The organism is Rhodopseudomonas sp. AAP120 (assembly GCF_001295845.1).
In the GTDB taxonomy this organism is placed as follows: Bacteria; Pseudomonadota; Alphaproteobacteria; order Rhizobiales; family Xanthobacteraceae; genus Rhodopseudomonas.
The window spans coordinates 1-19,594 of record NZ_LJIC01000142.1 but is presented as its reverse complement, the minus strand read 5'-3'; the positions used below and the strand labels follow the sequence as shown (position 1 = coordinate 19,594).

The window sequence follows — 19,594 nt, the reverse complement described above, 5'->3', positions numbered from 1 at the left end:
ATTATCAACTGTGCAGTGCAGGAGGTTGCAGTGGGAATTCAGCACCCGAAATACAAAGTAGCAGTCGTTCAGGCCGCGCCGGTCTGGCTCGACCTCGACGCGACGGTCGACAAGACCATTGCGCTGATCGAGGAAGCGGCAGCGCATGGCGCGAAACTGATCGCGTTCCCGGAAGTCTTCATCCCCGGCTATCCCTGGTACATCTGGCTGGACTCGCCGGCCTGGGCGATCGGCCGCGGCTTCGTGCAGCGCTACTTCGACAATTCGCTGAGCTACGACTCACCGCAGGCCGACAAGCTGCGGGCCGCAGTGAAGCGCGCCGGACTGACAGCGGTGCTCGGCCTGTCCGAACGCGACGGTGGCAGTCTCTACATTGCACAATGGATCGTCGGACCGGACGGCGAAACCATCGCCAAGCGCCGCAAGCTGCGTCCGACCCATGCGGAGCGCACGGTTTACGGCGAAGGCGACGGCAGCGATCTGGCGGTGTTCGACCGACCGGATGTCGGCCGGCTCGGCGCGTTGTGCTGCTGGGAACATCTGCAGCCGCTGTCCAAATACGCGATGTATGCCCAGAACGAGCAGGTGCACGTCGCTGCTTGGCCGAGCTTCTCGCTCTACGATCCGTTCGCGCCGGCGCTCGGTTGGGAAGTCAACAACGCCGCGTCGCGGGTGTATGCGGTGGAGGGCTCGTGCTTCGTGCTCGGACCGTGCGCCACCGTCTCGCAGGCGATGATCGACGAGATGTGCGACAGCGACAGCAAGCACGCGCTGCTCAAGGCCGGTGGCGGCCACGCGACGATCTTCGGGCCGGACGGCAGCATGCTCGCCGACAAGCTGCCGCCGGATCAGGAAGGGCTGCTGTACGCCGAGATCGATCTTGGCATGATCGGCATCGCCAAGAACGCCGCCGATCCCGCCGGTCACTATTCGCGGCCGGACGTGACGCGCCTGCTGCTCAACCGCAAGCCCGCGCGCCGCGTCGAACACTTCGCGCTGCCGGTAGATAGCGAGCCGGGGGAGACCGAGCCAGCGGTGGCGTCGTGATCGCCGCAAGCAGGGGCTTTGCCGCGTCGCCCACAGCCGGGTGGCTCTAACTCAGCGGTCATCTCGTCATTGTGAGCCGAAGGCGAAGCAATCCAGCGCAGTGCTCGGCGCTGGATTGCTTCGTCGCTGCGCTCCTCGCAATGACGGGGATAGGTTGTTGTTCTACTCCGCGCTCTCGCGCACTTCGCGGGCGCGTTGTTTCTGCGCGTCGAACTCGGCGCGGCGGCGGGCGAGTTCTTCGGCGCTGAGATTGGCGACGTTGTTGTAGTCGCGCTTCCAGGACGGATCATCGCTCCAGCGCAGCGGGGATTGCACCGTGGTCTGCGCCGCCGGCGCGGTTTCCAGCAGGCGCAGCGCCAGCTCGAGCGTGAACGCCTGAGATTCATCGTCGTGCGGCTTGCCGGCGGAGTTGCCGAGCGGGAAATCGCTGAACAGGAACCGCGGCACCGCGGCGTGTTCGACGATGTCCTTGGCGCAGCCCATGATCACCGTGGCGATGCCGCTGGCCTCCAGATGCCGCGCCACCAGCGACACCGTCTGATGGCAGACCGGACAATTCGGCACCAACACCGCCGCATCGACGTTATCGGCGCGGCAGCGCGCCAGAATCTCGGGCGCGTCGGTGTCGAGCGTGACGCGGTGGCTGCGGTTCGTCGGCGCGCCGAAGAAGTTCGGCGCCAGCTGCAGACGGCCTTGGCTCGCCAGCCGCCGCAGCTGCGGCAGCGGGAACCAGGTGTCGCTGTCGGTCGCCGTGGTGTGGACGCGGTCGTAAGCGATGTGGGAGATGCGCAGATCGTGATCGGACGCGGTGTCGCCGGCATAGACCTGATAGAATTTGGCGCCGCCGTTGTACGGCGCGCCCGGGCCCTGATCGCCCTTGGCCGGATCGTAGGGCGCCGCGGTGGTGATCAGCGCGACGCGGGATTGCGCCAGCGGCTTGCCGAGCGGCTGGAACGGCGCGCCGACATGATGCGCCCAGCGATACGGCGCGTCGTAGCCGATCGCCTGATAATACGCCCGCGTCCGCGCCATATAGGCGATCGGCACATCGTCGTCGGCGGCAAAGGTCGTGTCGGGCTGGTCGGCCATGATAGCATCTGCGCCAAAGGGGATGAGAGATTGCACCGCCGGCGAGCAGCCTTGTCAAGAACACGCGCGGTGATGCGAGCCGCATCATGAGCGTGCCCGCATTCCGCTCCTGGCGTGGACGGTTGAGCCTTGCTGCGATCGCCGCGGCGGCCGCGATCTCGTTCGCCCATGCCGAGGATGCGGTGCCGGCCAAGCCGGCCGATGCGCCTGCGGCTGAATCGGCACCGGCCAAACAGCCGGACGCGCCGTCGGCTGCGACCCCGCCGGCTCCCGAACCGACCAAGCCCGAACCCACCGATCGCCCCGCCGACAAACCCGCCGACGCCGCCAAGCAGGAGCCGGAAAAGCCGGCGGATCGCGACACCCGCGAGTCGATCTGCCTGATGATTGAGTCCGCCGCCAGGGCGCACGACCTGCCGCTGGAGTTTTTCGCGCGGGTGATCTGGCAGGAGAGCCGGTTTCAAGCCGACGCGGTCGGGCCGGTGACGCGCAGCGGCAAGCGCGCCCAGGGCATTGCGCAGTTCATGCCCGGCACCGCCAGCGAGCGCAGTCTGCTCGATCCGTTCGACCCGGTGCAGGCGCTGCCGAAATCGGCCGAGTTCCTGAACGAGCTGCGCGGCCAGTTCGGCAATCTCGGTCTTGCGGCAGCGGCCTACAACGCCGGCCCGCGCCGGGTGCAGGAATGGCTCGCCGGCACCGGGCCGATGCCGCAGCAGACCCGCGCCTATGTCTACGCCATCACCGGCACCACGGTGGACGACTGGGCCGCCGCCGGCCGCAACGCCAAGCAGCCCGACACCAAGGCGAACACCGACTGCCGCACGCTGATGGCGCTGCTGCGCCGCGCGCCGAATCCCTTCGTGGCGCAGCTCGAGCAGCGCGTGAAGCTCGGCGCCGACCGGCCGTGGGGCGTGCAGCTCGCCGCCGGCTTCAATCGCGATCGCGCATTGGCACAGTATGCACGGGTGATGGCACGGCTGAGCGCGGTGATCGGCGAGCATGATCCGAGCCTGTCGAGTTCGGTGTTCCGCAGCCGCGGAACGCGGCCGTTCTATCAGGTGCGGATCGGCGCCGAGACGCGGCCGGAAGCCAACGAGCTGTGCGCGCGCATCCGCAAGGCCGGCAACGCCTGCCTGGTGCTGCGCAATCGCGGCTGATTGCGGCGAGACATGCGATCCGCTCATGCGCCCCGTCGTTCGACGGCGCCGCCGGCCGCCGCTAAGGTGCGGGCGGCGCCGCCCGGCGTCGGATTCGCCCGTCAACCTGAAAGGATGCCGCCCGCCGATGGCGCTCGCTGCGCACGAGTCTCCGCAATGGATGAGCCCGGGCCGCGCCTATCTGCAGGGCGTGCGCGCGGTCGGCACCACCGTGCTGACGCTGGTGCTGTTCGCGACTTATCTTGGCATCGGCGCGCTGGCGCATGACAGCCGCTTCAGCCTCGGCTGGGTGCTGCTGAGTACGCTGTTAGTCTGGGCCGGGCCGGCGCAGATCATCCTGATTTCCTCGCTCGGCTCGGGAGCCACGGCCGTGCAGGCGGCGATCGCGGTGACGCTGAGCGCGATCCGGCTGTTTCCGATGGTGGTGTCGGTGCTGCCGCTGATACGCGCCCCGACGACGAAACTGCGGCAACTCATTCTGCCGGCCCATTTCATCGCGGTGACGCTGTGGGTCGAGTGCTTCCGGCTGCTGCCGCAGGTGCCGCGCGAGCGACGCATTCCGTTCGTGATCGGCCTCGGCACCGGCCTCGTCTCGGTGTGTCTGGTCGCCAATGTGATCGGCTATCTGCTCGCCGCCAACCTGCCGCAGCTGTTCGGCGCGGCGATCCTGCTGCTGACGCCGCTGGCGTTCCTGCTGTCGACTGCGCGCAACTGCCGTGAGATCGCCGACGTCGTCGCGCTCGGGCTTGGGCTGCTGCTGTTTCCGGTCGTTGCGTATTTCCACACCGGCGTCGACGTGCTGATCAGCGGCGTCGCTGCGGGCACCATCGCTTATGGCGTGCATCGCTGGAAGGCGAGGCGCGCATGAGCGGCTTCATCGGCGATTGGCACGCGCTGCTGGTGCTGGTGCTGGCGGGCTTTCTGCCCAACGAGATCTGGCGGATGATCGGGCTGTGGCTCGGCGGCGGCATCGACGAAGGCTCGGAGCTGCTGATCTGGGTCCGCGCGGTCGCAACCGCGATCCTCGCCGGCGTAATCGCGCAGATTTTGGTGCTGCCGCCCGGCGCCCTTGCCAGCGTGCCATGGGGACTGCGCTACGGCTCGGTGGCGATCGGACTGATCGCGTTCATCGCGACCAAGCGCTCGATCCTGCTAGGCGTCGTGGCCGGCGAAGCGGTGCTGATTGCCGGGCAGTGGCTGCTCGGCTGAGTCTTTGGAAGCAGTTGCCCGCCGGCGCCGGACGGTTACGCTGCGCGATCACTACGAACGAGACTGCCGATGACCGACTATGACGCTCTCCGTGACGGCGAGATCGCCGTCACGCCGCCGCCGCCGACCGATGCCGGTCTGGTGTTCATCGGCCGCATCCGCACGCCGTGGACCGCGCGCGGCGAGACTCCGCGGCAGGGCAGCTTCGACGGCCCGATCTGCCGATTGGAGATTTTTGAGCTGTGGACGCAGGCGCTGACCGGGCTCGACAAATTCGAGCAGGTGCAGGTGGTGTACTGGCTGCATCAGGCGCGGCGCGACTTGGTGCTGCAGCGTGGCCACGGCCACGACGGCCCGCGCGGCACGTTTGCCTTGCGGTCGCCGGTGCGGCCGAACCCGATCGGCATCTCGGCCGCCGCCCTGGTCGGCATCGAGGGTTCGACCGTATTGGTCCGCGGCCTCGATTGCCTCGACGGCACGCCGCTGATCGACCTCAAGCCGGACCGGTGTGTGCATTCGGTTCTGAAGTGAATGGTCCCCGTCATTGCGAGCGAAGCGAAGCAATCCAGAAGTTCGGTCCACAGAGCTGGATTGCTTCGTCGCTTCGCTCCTCGCAATGACGGAGAGGTTGGGGCGGTTTGATCAGCCCGCCTGCAACGCCGCCTTCAGCTTGGCGGCATGCTCTTCCAGCACGGCCGTCTCTTCCTTCTTGCTCGCGGGCGGCAGCATGGCGACGCCGTCGTGGCGGGGGATGACGTGCATGTGCAGGTGAAACACCACCTGGCCGCCGGCGGCTTCGGAGAACTGCCCGACGGTGATGCCATCGGCGTTGAAAGCGCGCTTGGCGGCGCCGGCGATCTTGTGCGCGGCGCGGGCGACGTGGGCGAAATCCTCGGGCGTGATGTCGAGAATGTTACGGGCCGGTGCCTTCGGGATCACCAGCGTATGGCCCGGCGCACGCGGCATGATGTCGAGAAAGGCGAGCACATGCTCGTCCTCATAAACCTTGTGGCAGGGGAATTCGCCGCGCAGAATTTTGGCGAACGGGTTCTGGGGATCATAGCTGGTCATGGGCGCTCCGGCGATTTTCGGCCGGACTTTCGCCGCGCCGCGCCGGGCGGTCAAGCCGGATCGGCGTCCTTGCGGAACGGGCCGGCCTCGGTCAGTTCGCGCCCCATCTCGTGGACATACATCCGTTCGCGCTTCAGGTAATCCGCGATGGCCCGGCGCAGCGCCGGGTCGGCGATGTAATGCGCCGAATAGGTGGTCTGCGGCAGGTAGCCGCGCGCCACCTTGTGCTCGCCCTGGGCGCCAGCCTCGACGACTTTGAGACCGCGCGCGATCGCAAAATCGATCGCCTGATAATAGCAGACCTCGAAATGCAGAAACGGGTGATGCTCGATCGCGCCCCAGTGCCGGCCGAACAGCGTATCGCCGCCGATGAAGTTGATGGCGCCGGCGACCCAGCGGCCGTCGCGCTTGGCCATCACCAGCAGCACGTCGTCGGCCATCGTCTCGCCGATCAAGGAATAAAACGCGCGGTTGAGATAGGGACGACCCCATTTGCGCGAACCGGTCTCCATGTAGAATTCGAAGAACGCGTCCCAGGCGTCCTCGGTAATGTCGGCGCCGGTGAGGTGATGGATGGTGATGCCGCCCGCGACGGCATCGCGGCGCTCGCGTTTGATCGCCTTGCGGTGGCGCGAGTTCAGCGTGGCGAGGAAATCGTCGAAGCTGCCGTAGCCTTGATTGTGCCAGTGAAACTGCTGGTCGGTGCGCTGCAGGAATCCCTGCTCGGCGAGGAAGCGCCATTCCGATTCGCGCGCGAAGGTGACGTGGGCGGATGACGCTTCACTGAGCTTGCACAGCGCGATCAGTCCGCTCGACAGCGCCGCGGCGACTTCGCCGGCGTCCTGGCCGGGGCGGATCAAGAGGCGAGGGCCGGTCGCCGGCGTGAACGGAATCGAGGCCTGCAGCTTCGGATAGTAGCTGCCACCGGCGCGCTCATAGGCGTCGGCCCAGCCGCGGTCGAACACGTATTCGCCCTGTGAATGCGATTTCAGATAGCACGGCACGATGCCGAGGATCTGTTCTCCGAGCCGGGCGACGAGATGGCGCGGCCCCCAGCCGGTCCGCACGCTGGCCGACTTCGAGGTCTCGAGCGCAGAGAAAAACGCGTGCGAGGTGAAGGGATTGTAGGCAGCTGCCGAAGTCGTGCAGGAGGCTGCTGCAAATTCGGATGAAGTGTCGATTGGCGGCGCCAGCGCGCCGCCGGCGCAAGCGTCCCAGTCGGCCGCCGCGATGGCGTCGACCGAGGGGACGGCTTCGAGCGTGATGTCGGGCGAACGACTCAAGGATCGATCACAGGCGATGAGGGCGCGTCGGCATCATGCGGCAGAGATTGGGGCCTGATCGCGCGCCGCGCAAGGGTGCCGCTACGGGACGCCGATCACGGTTCCGGAACGAAGCCTTCGAAGATCATCTGGTCGGCCTGCGCGGCGGTGCGGGCGCGTTGCTGCGGTGTGCGAACCGTCCAGGCCAACAGCGCGCAGCCGAACAGGTTTCGGGCGATCCACGGGGCGGGGGCGGGGAGGTCGTCGACTCGGTAGGCGACGAAATGCGGCTGGGTCCGCAGGCCATGGCGCAGCGCTTCCATCGGCCGGCGCTGGGCGTCGTTCAGCTTGGCCCAATAGGCGTCGTCGTAGCGGCGCTCGGCGGTGATGCCGCGCGGCAGCTGCGGCGCCAGCTGGCGCAGCGCCAGCACCTGGTCGGGATCGAACGACATTGCGGCGACCGGGCCGCGATAGGAGGCCAGCACTGCCATCAATCGCGACGCCAGTTTGCGGTCGCCGTCGAAATGGCTCTTGAGCTCGATGACCAGCGGCACCCGGCCGGCGACGAGATCGCACAGCTCGCCCACCGACATCATCCGCTCGGGCGTGTCTTTGAAGGCGACCCGGCGCAGTTCGGCGGCGGTCAGCGACAGCAGCGGCGCGGTGCCCTCGGTCAGCCGGCCGAGGTCGTCGTCGTGATGCACCATCGCTTCGCCATCGGCGGTGAGCTGGATGTCCACCTCGATGGCGAAGTTGCCGGCGATCGCGGCATTGACGGCCGCCGGCATGTTTTCGAGCACGCCGCGGGCGCGGTCATGCAGTCCGCGATGCGCGACCGGACGTGCGGTCAGCCAGTCGGGAGCGCGCATCGCATCAGGTCCGGATCAGGCGACTTCGAACAGGCCTTCGACCTCGACGGCGGCGTCGGCCGGCAGCGAGGCGACCCCGATCGTGGTGCGGGCGTGACGGCCCTTGTCGCCGAACGCGGCGACCATCAGGTCGGAGGCGCCGTTCATCACCTTCGGGCCGTCGGTGAAGTCGGGCGTCGAATTGATAAATCCGCCGAGCCGCACCACGCGCACCACCTTGTCGAGATCGCCGAGCGCGGCCTTGAGCTGCGCCAGCAGATTGATCGCGCAGGCCCGCGCGGCGGCGTTGCCGTCCTCGATGCTGACATTGGCGCCGAGCTTGCCCTTGGCGACCAGCTTGCCTTCGGCGTCGAAGCAGATCTGGCCGGACACCACCAGCAGATTGCCAGTGCGCACGAAGCCGACGTAATTGGCGACCGGGCTGGTGGGTTCGGGCAGGACGATTCCCTGCGCGGTGAGTTTCTGCTCGATGGCTCCGGCCATTGTGGTCCCCATGTCTGTTTATCGGATGTCTGTTCGTCACAAACGTCCCGGCCGTCGGTGCGACCGGGCGCACCTGTTTGGCCGATTGCGGCTGCTCTGGCAAGCAAGCCGGGCGGCGTCGATCAGTCAGCTTTGATGCGGATTCGTCCGCGATTTCACCGTAATCGGGTGTTCCATCGGTGAGCAGCCGTTGCGGTACGATCGACCGCTGCCTATCCTCAACCGAGGTTCCCACGGAGACGACATGCGCAAGCTACCCCAGACGAGCCTCCGCCTCTCCATGCTGGCGATGACGATGATCGGCGCCGCGGCGCTGGGCGCCACGCCGGCCGCCGCCGGGCCGGGCGTTACGTTTCTGCCGCATCAGGCGCTGTACGATCTCAGCCTGATGAAGACGCGCAACAACGCCTCGGTCAGCACGGTGCGCGGCCGCATCCTGTACAATTTCTCCGGCAATGCCTGCGAAGGCTACACCTCGGACTTCCGCCAGGTATCGGAGATCGAGAGCGGCGAGGGCAAGAACACGCTGAGCGATCTGCGCTCGTCGAGCTGGGAAGACGCCGCCGGCAAGAGCTATCGCTTCAAGATCGACACCAAGATGAACGACAGCGATTCCAGCGACGTCGACGGCGTCGCCGAGCGCACCGGCGACAAGATCACCGTGAAGCTGAAGCAGCCGGTGCAGAAGACCTTCACGCTCGACGGCAAGACGGTGTTCCCGACCGAGCAGATCGAACGCATCATCGCCGCCGCGCGCGAGGGCAAGTCGCTGCTCGAACTGCAGGTCTATGACGGCTCCGACGGCGGCGAGAAGGTGTACAACACGCTGACGGTGATCGGTCAGGCCATCCTCGGCGATCGCACCGTGGCCAATCCCGATCCGTCGACCTCCGACGCGGCGATGAAATCGCTGACGCGCTGGCCGGTGACCGTGAGCTATTACGATCGCAGCGCCAAGTCGGATACCGGCGAGCAGACGCCGGTTTACGCGATGAGCTTCGAGCTCTACGAAAACGGCGTCTCGCGCTCCCTGGTGCTCGACTACAACGACTTCGTCCTCGCCGGCGCCATGGGCAAGTTCGACGTCAAGGCGACGAAGCCCTGTAAGTAGGCGGCCGACTCAAACCTCCATCTCACCGTGTCCCGGACAAGGTGCCGCGCGCAGCGCGGTGCCGCCGATCCGGGACCCCGGTTCCTTCGTGTGCAGCCAACCGGGGCCCCGGATCTGCAGCGCACCACGCCGCAAGAGCGGCGCGCTGCGCAGCGTCCGGGGCGCGGGCCTGGTCTCTAGGCCAGCTGGACGTCGAGACGGCGAACCGACTAAGTAGTCGTCGGATTCAATTCTCCCAACCCTTCACCGTGTCCCGGACAAGGTGCCGCGCGTAGCGCGGTGCCGCTGATCCGGGACCCCGGTTCCTTCGCGTGCAGCCAAACCGGGCCCCGGATCTGCTGCGCACCACGCCGCAAGAGCGGCGCGCTGCGCAGCGTCCGGGGCACGGGCCCGATCTCTAGGCAAGCGGCACGTCGAGACGGTGAAGCCGAGTAAGTAATCGTCGGCTTCAATTCTCCCACGACCCTCACCGTGTCCCGGACAAGGTGCCGCGCGCAGCGCGGCGCCGCCGATCCGGGACCCCGGTTCCTTCGTGTGCAGCTAAACCGGGGCCCCGGATCTGCAGCGCACCACGCCGCAAAAGCGGCGCGCTGCGCAGCGTCCGGGGCACGGCGTCCGGAGCGCGGGGACTGCGTTCGGCGCTCGTCGCACGATTACTCCCGCGGCTTCTCCGGCCCGGTATAGACCAGCCCCCGGATCACCGCGGCGTTGCCGAACTTCTTGCGGAGGTCGTCCATCGCGCGTTCGGCGGTGGCGGCGCGGCGGTCGAGGAGGTCGGAGGCGTCGGCCTGGGTTTGCTCACTGAGCGCGCTGACACCGGTGCCGATCAGGCGGAAGGCGGTGCCGTCGATTTCCTTGGCCAGCATCTCGCGGGAGATCGCGAAGATGCGGTTTGCCATCTGGGTCGGCGCATGGATCGTCTGCGAGCGCGTGCGCTGGCGGAAATCGGCGGTCTTCAGCTTCAACGTCACCGTCGAGCCGGCCAGCGCGGCGCCTTTCAGCCGTGACGACACCTTCTCGGACAGCCGCCACAGGATGCGTTCAAGCGTTTCGAAGTCGCGGATGTCGGTGTCGAACGTCGTCTCGTTGGAGATCGACTTGGCGCCGCGGTCCGGCACCACCTTGCGGGTGTCGATGCCGCGCGCCAGCCGCCACAGCCTGCGGCCTTCGTCGCCGAACTGCCGCATCAGCTCGATCTCGTCCGCCTTCTGCAGATCGCCGATGGTGCGGAAGCCGCGCTGGCTGAGGCGGGCCTCGGTCGCCGGGCCGACGCCGAAGATGAAGCCGACCGGCCGCGGTGCCAGCATCGCCCGCGCGTCCTCCTGACCGAGTGCCGCAAAGCCGCGCGGCTTGTCGAGGTCGGAGGCGATCTTGGCGAGGAACTTGTTGCAGGACAGCCCGACCGACACCGTGATGCCGATGTCGCGCTCGACCTGCTGCGCGAACCGCGCCAGCACTTTCGCCGCGATGGTGCCGTGCAGCCGCTCGGTGCCGGACAGGTCGAGGAACGCTTCGTCGATCGACAGCGGCTCGACCAGCGGCGTCAGCTGCAGCATCGCTTGGCGCACCTCGCGTCCGACGCGGACGTATTTGGCCATGTCGGGCCGCACCACGGTGGCTGACGGGCACAGCGCCAGCGCCTTGAACATCGGCATCGCCGAGCGAACCCCGTAGGTGCGGGCGATGTAGCAGGCCGCCGACACCACGCCGCGCTTGCCGCCGCCGATGATCACCGGCTTGTCGGCGAGGTCGGGATTGTCGCGCTTTTCCACGGTGGCGTAGAACGCGTCGCAATCGATATGCGCCAGCGTGAGGTTCGGCAGTTCCGGATGGCCGATCAGCCGCGGCGACCCGCAGGCCGCACAGCGCCGTGCCGCCGCCCCGTTGTCGGCGAGGCAGTCACGGCAGAAGCGCAGCGGTCCGCGCGGCAGGTCGGTCACCGGATCGGACTCACGGAATGTCGCGCTCCCACGGCTTGTCCTCCAGCGCCTGCAGCGCCGCCGCCACATTGGTCGGGTCGAGATCGACCGACGTCGCGAATGCCTTCACGGTGGCGTCGTCGCGCAGGATGAACTGCAGCACGTTGATCAGGAACTGCGGATCGGCCGCGGACTGCCGCAGCGTCTCCGGCCCGAGACCGGTTTCGGCGAGGAACAGCCCCAGCCGCTCGGGATCCGAGGCGATGAAGGACAGCGCCTGAACTGCCACGATTTCAGAAACTTGCCGGACGTTGTGAACGCGCTTTGGCATCGGGAATGTTTGCCTTTCCGTAACTTCTGAGCTCTATTTTATTCAATCATGCCCGAGTCTTGCAGGTCTATCACATGCGGCCAGTCGAACAGCTTCGCTCGTCGCAGAATGGGGCATTGTCGTATCAGGATGGGAGGGCGGGATGGCCAAGACCGTCCTGATCGTGGAGGACAACGAGCTCAACATGAAGCTCTTTCGCGACCTGCTGGAAGCCCATGGCTATCAGACGGCGGGAACGAGCAACGGTTATGAGGCGCTCGATCTGGTTCGCAAGCTGCGTCCAGATCTGATCCTGATGGATATCCAGCTGCCGCAGGTGTCCGGCCTGGATGTGACCCGCTGGATCAAGGACGATCCCGAGCTGCGCCACATTCCTGTGGTTGCGGTGACGGCATTCGCGATGAAGGGCGACGAAGAACGCATCCGCGAGGGCGGCTGTGAAGCCTATCTGTCGAAGCCGATTTCGGTGGGCAAGTTCATCGAAACGGTGCGCCGCTTCATCGGTTAGGAGAAGGCATGTCCGCACGGATCCTGGTGGTCGACGACATTCCGGCCAACGTCCGCCTGCTCGAAGCGCGGCTGTCGGCCGAGTATTTCGACGTCGTCACCGCGTCGAACGGTCTGCAGGCGCTGGAGATCTGCGAGCGCGCCGAATGCGACATCGTGCTGCTCGACGTGATGATGCCGGACATGGACGGCTTCGAGGTCTGTCGCCGGCTCAAGGCCAATCCGAAGACGCATTTCATCCCTGTGGTGATGGTGACGGCGCTCGACAGCCCGGCCGACCGCGTGCGCGGGCTCGAAGCCGGCGCCGACGATTTCCTCACCAAGCCGGTGTCCGATGTCGTGCTGATCGCGCGGGTGCGATCGCTGACTCGGCTGAAGATGATGACCGACGAGCTGCGGATGCGGGCCATCACCTCGTTCGAGATCGGCGTGCAGGCGCCGGAGCGCGAGGCGGTCAACGATCAGGGCCGGGGCGGGCGCATCCTGCTGGTCGACGACCGGCCGTCGTCCTACGAGCGGCTGGCGCCGCTGCTCAGCACCGAGCACGACGTCGACGTCGAGCCGAACCCATCCGAGGCGCTGTTCCACGCTGCGGAGGGCAATTACGACCTGCTGATCGTCTCGCTCGGCCTCGAGAATTTCGACGGGCTGCGGCTGTGCAGCCAGGCGCGCTCGCTGGAGCGGACCCGGCACGTGCCGATCCTCGCGATCGCCGACGCCGACAGCAATTCGCGGCTGCTGCGCGGGCTGGAGATCGGCGTCAACGACTATCTGCTACGCCCGGTCGACAAGAACGAACTGTTGGCGCGTGCCCGCACCCAGATCCGCCGCCGCCGCTACACCGATCATCTGCGCGACAACGTGCAGCATTCGATCGAGATGGCGATCACCGACGGCCTGACCGGCCTGCATAATCGCCGCTACATGGAAAGCCATCTCGCCACGCTGGCCGAGCAGGCCGGCGCTCGCGGCAAGCCGCTGGCGCTGATGATCCTCGACATCGACTTTTTCAAGTCGATCAACGATTCCTACGGCCACGATGCCGGCGACGACGTGCTGCGCGAATTCGCCCTGCGGATCAAGAAGTCGATCCGCGGCATCGATCTCGCTTGCCGCTACGGCGGCGAGGAATTCGTCATCGTGATGCCGGAGACCGATCTGCACGTCGCCCAGATGGTCGCCGAGCGCCTGCGCCGCGCCATCGCCGGCGAGCCGTTCGCGATCGAGAAGGGCGAGCGCCGGATCGAAGTCACGATTTCGGTCGGCCTGTCGACACTCGAACGCAAGGGCGAACCCATCCGCGACCTGCTGAAGCGCGCCGACACGGCGCTGTACCGTGCCAAGCACGACGGCCGGAACCGGGTGGTGGCGGCGGCGGCGTAAGGGCGACGGAGCGCTGGACTAAGAGCTATTTGGTAAGCAGCCAGACGGACTTCGAGTGAATCGTTTCCGAACGGCAACCGCCAGTCTTTCCAATCAATCACATCAAACTTTGGTTCCAAAGCCCGCAAGATATTCTTCTATTTCAGGAAATTCCGCCACCTCGAATACGATTTGGACAGGTCCCACTCTACGTGGCAGGCCACTCACCGATTTGGCTAGATCGAATGCGATTACCCAGTCTCCGGAGTCGTTTCGGGCGCCCGACTGCAAAATTATACCTCCGGCCTTGCGAACAAGTTCTCTCGCCTCGGGAAGGTACCTTCTCGCTTGTTCTCTTGTGGTCATCCCCACGAACCCTTCCGAAGGCAGTCCTGAGCAAATGTAATAACGAATTTGATTGGAGTGCAATAACTCACGGGCTTTCTCGTTCCAGCTTTCCTGTCGCCACCAGCGACAATCATTCCACAGACACGCGCACCGCCGTCCGCCAGCACGAATACAGGCCCCCCGGAATCACCATTTCGACTCACGGGATTCTCGTCTGTACGATAGAGGGATATGTGATCTTGATAGTAAATGATTTTATTTTCGGACGTAAGCACTGGCGCTTCTGTCTCAACTGTGCCGACTCGTGCTTTACTTAGCCCTTGAGTGCCGGCACCTAGAAAGAATACCTCGTCGCCCGTACTCAGCTCACCTTTCCAGATATCCGTCGCCATTTCCCGCTCAAGAATTTCGTCGGCGATGTCCCATCGCTGTTCTAGTTCGATGATGGCTGCATCCACATGCAATCGTGATCTATGTCCACTGGCGAAGGTCGTGAATTTAACTTGACCAATTGATCTCTCGTCGAAGGACGAGGTTGGTTGATACACTCGTTCGTCTCGCTCAAGGGCGTGCCCAGCTCCGATGCACCACCGACGACCATCTTGGCCAAAGGTCCAAGTCAATGTGGATTTTCGGCGCAGCGTTTCGATTTGAATGCCTGGTTTCATTCTGCCGTGGGAGCGTCGAATCCAATTTTTTGCCTCTTTGATATCCCGATCGTTGATGCTGTGAATTCGTGCAAGTTGACCGGACACGACTCGAATATCCTGCTTTGCAATATTAGCAAGTATATGTCGAAGTATGTCCGGCTTAGTTGGCGTTGCCTTGTCTGTGTTGACGGATACCTCCACAATCCCAGTGCTGCCCAGAGAGAGGCCTGCTGACGCAGCGCAAATGCAATTTTTGAAACGGTCCTTCAATTGGATTGCGGCTTCCTTCTCTGCATTTCCAAACGTCAACCTATCGACGGGAATCCAAAGAATTCCGTTCGTATCACCCGGCGTCTTGGATTGAGCGAGGCTGTTGGCATTGCGCTCTTGAGTGAGTAGCGGCGGACCGCCGACGTCACCGAGTCTCTCGATGACGTCTTTCGCGTCGAAGTCTTCATTCAGACGTACGCCGACTTGATCAAGAGGCATAAATCCAGTTTGGGCCAAAAAGGCCGATATGCGAGCGCGCGCGACTCGCACGGAAAGAAGATCATGTGATGTCACTGATTTTGACATGATTATTCGGAGGGAGGAAGATGATCGATGACCGTATCAATGCTTTCGGTTTCGCTTTTCAGAAGCGCAGATACAAAGTTGGGAATCTCTGGTGGCAGTCCTTCGAAGAATTTGATTTCGACTGGACCGAGCTTGATTGCTCTTATGCGCAAGCAGATAATCAATCCAAAAATGTAAGGCGCTGCATTCACGGTCGTTGTCAACAGGTCAGACTGTTGAGTCTGGTTCGCAATTTCCAGCGAGGTGGCTTCCTCTATTAGCTTCTTGAAATATTCTGGACATTCCCGAGCCGCTGAAGTGAGGGCATCTGCGGCGACTCGTTCAAGACTCGCGTTTTGCGCTGATGAAATCGCTGCAATGGCTCGGCTCTCCTTAATCAGGTCCAGGATTCGTTGAGCCCTCTCGCCTTCACTTCCCTTAAGCCTGTCGCAAGTTGCCTGCGCTTCATTCCCAATAATCTGCAATGCAATTGATGGCATGACGTGTATCCATTTTTGAAGATTTTCTTACTACCGCTGCGGTTGATTGTCAGCAAGTGCAATTAATGATAGCGCAGATTATTCTTTCGATAGGAGTTACTTTGAGCTGTGTATTACGCCACGCGACTCCTCATATCTTGTATACAGAAGGCTTAGGGCGAGTGATCGGCTGACTGTACCGCTGTGCTGCTCATAAATACCGTCAGGCCGACGGAGGACATCTAGATGGCTGTGTCCAAAGCCGAAGTCCCCGCGTAAGGTCTGAGGTGGCGGGCGACACCTTCAGACTTGTTGTCGCGTTCGATTTTTGCCGCTAGGTCGCCTTCGTGAAGTTCATCGGCACGCATGCCGAATACGATCGCGTCGATGCTTTGACCGTGTCGCAGTTTTGAGGAGACGAGCCGTGGATATTCGTCCGATCCGCACCGATGACGATCACCGCGCGGCGCTCGCCGCGATCGAAGCATGTTGGGGAGCGCCCGAAGGCTCGGAGCAAGGCGACAAGCTGGATGTACTGCTCGCGTTGGTCGATATCTACGAGGCCAAGCGTTGGCCGCTGGCGATCGATGACAGCTTCGATCCGGTCGATGTTCTGCGCTACGCGATCGACGAGCTGGGACACACGCAATCCGAACTGGCCGAACTTTTCGGGTCGCGCTCGCGGGCTTCGGAGGTGCTTGGTCGCCGCCGTGCGCTCACCGTCGAAATGATTCACAGGATCGCTGAAGCTTGGAAAATTCCGGCGGATCTTCTGGTTCGTCCCTACAAGGTTGAGCGGGCGGCGTAGACAGGCCCGTCGGCTCATCAGCTGTTTCTACCGTGAAGAGGCCTTGTGATATCCTCACTTCAAACACGAGCGATGCTCGGTTCGGTGCGACCGAGAGTTGAGAGTTTGGCCGAGCCGCTTCTGCGTCCCACAGGACGCCATCCCCGGCTTCGCGTTGCGGCGGTGCGGCATCCCTCAGCGGCGCATTTCCTTTTGCGTTGCGACGTAATTAGCGCGATCAGTTCGAAAATCCAGCTACTTCTCAGCTAATCGCGTTGCACAATCGCCCGTGCGGCTCAGTCGTCGGCTGCCCGCCGGCTGTATCTTTTTCATTAGTCCAATTCAACTTCGCAATTGCCTCCCTGCGACAACCTGATCATCCTACCGGCAAGGTCGGCATCGTCCGGTGGGTGTCAGGCCAGCAAGCCAGAAGTGAGCGCCGCCGTAAGCGGCTTCATGCACCGGCATTGGGGAGAGAGATGCTCAAGCTCAATATCAACGGGCGGAGTCTGTCTGTGGACGCGGACAACGATACGCCGCTGCTGTGGGTCATCCGCGAACAACTGCAGATGACCGGCACCAAGTTCGGCTGCGGCGCCGGCCTGTGCGGCGCCTGCACGGTGCACGTCAATGGCGAAGCGGTGCGGTCGTGTCAGACCTTGGCCGGCGACGTGGTCAACAAGAAGATCACGACCATCGAGGGCCTCAGCCAGAAGGGCGATCATCCGCTGCAGAAGGCGTGGATCGCCGAGCAGGTGCCGCAATGCGGCTACTGCCAGTCCGGCCAGATCATGCAGGCGGCCTCGCTGCTCGCCGCCAATCCCAATCCCTCCAAGGATGAGGTGGTGGCGCATATGGACGGCAATCTGTGCCGCTGCATGACCTACTCGCGGATCCAGAAGGCGATCATGCGCGCCGCATCCGAGATGCACACCGCCAGCACCTCCAACGAGCGGAGCGCGACATGAACCAGCACGTCAAAGTATCCCCGTCGCAGGGCGTCGATCTCAGCCGCCGCTCGTTCCTGGTCGGCACTGCCGCCGCCGGGCTCGTGCTCGGCTACAGCAGCGTGCCGGGCCTGCTCGGCGCCGATCAGGCGATCGCCGCGCCGTCCGCGTTCGAGCCAAGCGTCTGGTACGCGATCGGGCCGGACGGTCTCGTCACCGTCACCTGCGGCAAGGCCGATATGGGTCAGCACATCGCCTCGACCATGGCGCAGATCATCTGCGAGGAGCTCGGCGCCAGCTGGAAGGACATGCGGGTCCAGCTGGCCTCCAACGATCCGAAGTTCAACGACCCCGTGCTCGGCGCGCAGATCACCGGCGGGAGCTGGAGCACGATGATGAACTTCGACGCGATGAGCCGCGCCGGCGCCGCCGGCCGCATCGCGCTGGTCGACGCCGCGGTCGCTGCGATGGGCGTGCCGCCGTATTTCAAGGACGAACTGGTAGTGCGCGACTCTCGCGTCACTCATCCGAAGACCAGGAAGTCGATGAGCTTCGCCGAGATCGTCAAGAGCGGCAAGCTGACCAAGACCTTCACGCCGGACGAGCTGAAAGCAATCAAGCTGAAGACGCCGGATCACTACACGATGATCGGCGTGTCGGTGCCGCAGCTCGACATTCCGTCGAAGACCAACGGCAGCGCCAAATACGGCATCGACACGATGCTGCCCGGCATGGTGTACGGCAAGATCGTGATGCCGCCGGTGCGTTACGGCGCATCAGTGAAGTCGATCGACGACAGCGACGCCAAGAAGGTGCCGGGCTTCATCAAGGCGGTGGTGCTGGACGACAAGACCGCGACGACGACCGGCTGGGTCGTGGCGGTGGCCAATACTTACGCCAACGCCCGCAAGGCTGCGGCCGCGCTGAAGATCAGCTACAATCCTGGCCCTAACGCTGAGGTCTCCAGCGAGTCCTTGCTGGAAGAGGCGAAGCGGCTGCAGGCGCAGGGTGACTCGGGGCTGTTCTTCGTCAAGGACGGCGACACCTCCGCGGCGCTCGGCGGCGCCGCCAAGGTGCTGGAGGCGGAGTACACCACCAGTATCAACATCCACGCGCCGCTCGAGCCGATGAACGCCACCGCGCAACAGCAGGGCGACATCTGGCACATCTACTCGGGCAATCAGTTCGCGACCCGCTCCGGCGCGATCGCGGCTGCGGCGGCCGGGGTCGATCCGAAATACGTGGTGATGCATCAGGCCTGGCTCGGCGGCGGCTTCGGCCGCAGGCTGGATGCCGACATGATGGTGCCGGCGGTGCTGGCCGCCAAGGCGGTCGGCAAGCCGGTGAAGGTGATCTACTCGCGCGAAGACGACATGACGATGGACTTCTCGCGGCCGCTCACCTTTCAGAAGGTCAAGGCGGGTCTCGACGGCGACGGCAAGCTCGTCGCGCTGGAGCACGACGTCGTCAGCGCCTGGCCGACCAAGCGCTGGGGCATCCCGGACTTCCTGTCGCCCTCGGTCGACAAGAAGGGCGCGCTCGATGCCTTCACCGTCAACGGCGCCGACTTCTTCTATTCGGTGCCGAACCACAACGTCCGCGCCATCCTCAACGAGATGGCGCAGAACGCCACGCCGTCCGGCCAGCTCCGCTCGGTCGCGCCGGGGTGGACGTTCTGGGCGGTCGAAAGCATGATCGATGAGCTTGCCCATGCGGCCGGGCAGGACCCGGCGCAATTCCGCATCGCGCTGCTCGACGGCAAGGGCAAGAACGACGGCGGCGCGCAGCGGCTGCGCAACACGCTGCTCGCCGCGATGGGCATGGCCGGCTACGGCGCCAAGCAACTGCCGAAAGGCGAGGGCATGGGCGTCGCCTGCGTGTCGTCGCAGGAGCGCGCCTCGGCGAGCTGGACGGCGTGCGTCGCCCATGTCGCGGTGGCCCCGAGCGGCGAGGTCAAGGTGAAGAAGCTCACCGTCGCCACCGACGTCGGCATCCAGGTGCATCCCGACAACATCCGCGCTCAGGTCGAGGGCGCGGCGCTGTGGGGGCTGTCGCTGGCGATGGTCGAGAAGGCCACGCTCAAGCACGGCGCGATCGAGCAGAGCAACTTCGACACCTATCACGTGCTGCGCATGAGTCAGGTGCCGGAGGTCGCGGTCAGCGTCATCGCCAATGGCGAGAAGGCCACCGGCGTCGGCGAGCCGGCGGTGACGGTCGTCGCGCCCGCACTCGGCAACGCCATCTTCAACGCCTGCGGCGCCCGCCTGCGCTCATTGCCGATCACCGCGGAAGCGGTGAAGGCCGGCATGAAGGCCTGATGCTCGCGTCGTTCGAGCCGATGCCTCTCACCACGTCATGGCCGGGCTCGTCCCGGCCATCCACGTCTTTGCCGCGCCGCAAGGCGTGGATGG

Annotated in this window: 20 protein-coding genes; 11 read left to right on the top strand and 9 right to left on the bottom strand. The window is 64.7% G+C overall.

From position 1 onward, the window contains the following. Window positions 1-30: 30 nt before the first annotated feature. Window positions 31-1,047 (top strand): carbon-nitrogen hydrolase family protein, encoded by a 1,017-nt coding sequence (locus IP86_RS21360; protein ID WP_054164450.1) that lies wholly within the window; start codon window positions 31-33, stop codon window positions 1,045-1,047. Window positions 1,048-1,209: 162 nt separating this feature from the next. On the opposite strand, the gene IP86_RS21355 is transcribed toward IP86_RS21360, so the two are convergent. Then, window positions 1,210-2,136, bottom strand: coding sequence for a glycine reductase (locus IP86_RS21355; RefSeq protein ID WP_054164449.1), 927 nt, complete (start codon window positions 2,134-2,136; stop codon window positions 1,210-1,212). 86 nt (window positions 2,137-2,222) lie between these two features. On the opposite strand from IP86_RS21355, the gene IP86_RS21350 reads away from it, so the two are divergent. The 4 genes from IP86_RS21350 to tsaA all read left to right on the top strand — a co-directional run bounded on the left by IP86_RS21350 (window position 2,223) and on the right by tsaA (window position 5,033). Further along, window positions 2,223-3,293 carry a lytic transglycosylase domain-containing protein gene (locus IP86_RS21350; protein WP_054164448.1) on the top strand — a complete coding sequence of 357 codons (1,071 nt, stop codon included), beginning with the start codon at window positions 2,223-2,225 and terminating at the stop codon, window positions 3,291-3,293. A gap of 127 nt (window positions 3,294-3,420) precedes the next feature. After that, window positions 3,421-4,161: an AzlC family ABC transporter permease gene (locus tag IP86_RS21345; protein ID WP_054164447.1), complete on the top strand. Its 741-nt coding sequence runs from the start codon at window positions 3,421-3,423 to the stop codon at window positions 4,159-4,161. Then, window positions 4,158-4,502 carry an AzlD domain-containing protein gene (locus IP86_RS21340; protein WP_054164446.1) on the top strand — a complete coding sequence of 115 codons (345 nt, stop codon included), beginning with the start codon at window positions 4,158-4,160 and terminating at the stop codon, window positions 4,500-4,502. The genes IP86_RS21345 and IP86_RS21340 overlap by 4 nt, the downstream gene beginning before the upstream one ends. 69 nt (window positions 4,503-4,571) lie before the next feature. Then, the gene (gene tsaA, locus IP86_RS21335) at window positions 4,572-5,033 is read left to right on the top strand and encodes a tRNA (N6-threonylcarbamoyladenosine(37)-N6)-methyltransferase TrmO (protein ID WP_054164445.1); all 462 of its coding nucleotides are present in this window, start codon (window positions 4,572-4,574) and stop codon (window positions 5,031-5,033) included. Between the two features lie 111 nt (window positions 5,034-5,144). Here the strand turns inward: tsaA and IP86_RS21330 are convergent, their stop codons facing one another. From IP86_RS21330 to IP86_RS21315, 4 genes are all read right to left on the bottom strand, one after another. After that, window positions 5,145-5,573, bottom strand: coding sequence for an HIT family protein (locus IP86_RS21330; RefSeq protein ID WP_054164444.1), 429 nt, complete (start codon window positions 5,571-5,573; stop codon window positions 5,145-5,147). 50 nt (window positions 5,574-5,623) lie between these two features. Next, window positions 5,624-6,856, bottom strand: a complete 1,233-nt coding sequence (locus IP86_RS21325) for a GNAT family N-acetyltransferase (protein ID WP_054164443.1) — start codon at window positions 6,854-6,856, stop codon at window positions 5,624-5,626. Window positions 6,857-6,951: 95 nt separating this feature from the next. After that, the gene (locus IP86_RS21320) at window positions 6,952-7,704 is read right to left on the bottom strand and encodes a glycerophosphodiester phosphodiesterase (protein WP_054164442.1); all 753 of its coding nucleotides are present in this window, start codon (window positions 7,702-7,704) and stop codon (window positions 6,952-6,954) included. Window positions 7,705-7,719: 15 nt separating this feature from the next. Beyond that, window positions 7,720-8,187 carry a RidA family protein gene (locus IP86_RS21315; protein WP_054164441.1) on the bottom strand — a complete coding sequence of 156 codons (468 nt, stop codon included), beginning with the start codon at window positions 8,185-8,187 and terminating at the stop codon, window positions 7,720-7,722. Window positions 8,188-8,476: 289 nt separating this feature from the next. Between IP86_RS21315 and IP86_RS21310 the strand changes: the two genes are divergently transcribed. Further along, window positions 8,477-9,298, top strand: a complete 822-nt coding sequence (locus IP86_RS21310; protein WP_502694010.1) for a cell envelope integrity EipB family protein — start codon at window positions 8,477-8,479, stop codon at window positions 9,296-9,298. Between the two features lie 653 nt (window positions 9,299-9,951). Here the strand turns inward: IP86_RS21310 and IP86_RS21305 are convergent. Next, the gene (locus IP86_RS21305; protein WP_054164439.1) at window positions 9,952-11,238 is read right to left on the bottom strand and encodes a DNA polymerase IV; all 1,287 of its coding nucleotides are present in this window, start codon (window positions 11,236-11,238) and stop codon (window positions 9,952-9,954) included. 10 nt (window positions 11,239-11,248) lie between these two features. Next, window positions 11,249-11,548: a DUF3572 domain-containing protein gene (locus IP86_RS21300; RefSeq protein WP_054164438.1), complete on the bottom strand. Its 300-nt coding sequence runs from the start codon at window positions 11,546-11,548 to the stop codon at window positions 11,249-11,251. Between the two features lie 142 nt (window positions 11,549-11,690). On the opposite strand from IP86_RS21300, the gene IP86_RS21295 reads away from it, so the two are divergent. Next, window positions 11,691-12,056, top strand: a complete 366-nt coding sequence (locus IP86_RS21295; RefSeq protein WP_054164437.1) for a response regulator — start codon at window positions 11,691-11,693, stop codon at window positions 12,054-12,056. Between the two features lie 8 nt (window positions 12,057-12,064). Then, on the top strand, window positions 12,065-13,438 hold the full coding sequence (locus IP86_RS21290) for a PleD family two-component system response regulator (RefSeq protein WP_054164436.1): 1,374 nt from the start codon (window positions 12,065-12,067) through the stop codon (window positions 13,436-13,438). 341 nt (window positions 13,439-13,779) lie between these two features. Here IP86_RS21290 and IP86_RS28285 read toward each other — a convergent pair whose 3' ends face one another. Continuing rightward, window positions 13,780-14,991, bottom strand: a complete 1,212-nt coding sequence (locus tag IP86_RS28285) for a trypsin-like serine protease (RefSeq protein ID WP_082364168.1) — start codon at window positions 14,989-14,991, stop codon at window positions 13,780-13,782. Between the two features lie 2 nt (window positions 14,992-14,993). Then, window positions 14,994-15,470: a hypothetical protein gene (locus IP86_RS28835; RefSeq protein ID WP_156332582.1), complete on the bottom strand. Its 477-nt coding sequence runs from the start codon at window positions 15,468-15,470 to the stop codon at window positions 14,994-14,996. Window positions 15,471-15,873: 403 nt separating this feature from the next. On the opposite strand from IP86_RS28835, the gene IP86_RS21285 reads away from it, so the two are divergent. The 3 genes from IP86_RS21285 (at window position 15,874) to IP86_RS21275 (ending at window position 19,501) form a co-directional block, all read left to right on the top strand. After that, window positions 15,874-16,257: a helix-turn-helix domain-containing protein gene (locus IP86_RS21285; RefSeq protein ID WP_054164435.1), complete on the top strand. Its 384-nt coding sequence runs from the start codon at window positions 15,874-15,876 to the stop codon at window positions 16,255-16,257. Between the two features lie 458 nt (window positions 16,258-16,715). Continuing rightward, complete coding sequence (locus IP86_RS21280) at window positions 16,716-17,204, top strand: (2Fe-2S)-binding protein (protein WP_054164434.1); 489 nt, start codon at window positions 16,716-16,718, stop codon at window positions 17,202-17,204. Next, window positions 17,201-19,501, top strand: coding sequence for a xanthine dehydrogenase family protein molybdopterin-binding subunit (locus IP86_RS21275; protein ID WP_054164433.1), 2,301 nt, complete (start codon window positions 17,201-17,203; stop codon window positions 19,499-19,501). The genes IP86_RS21280 and IP86_RS21275 overlap by 4 nt, the downstream gene beginning before the upstream one ends. The last annotated feature ends 93 nt before the right edge of the window (window positions 19,502-19,594 follow it).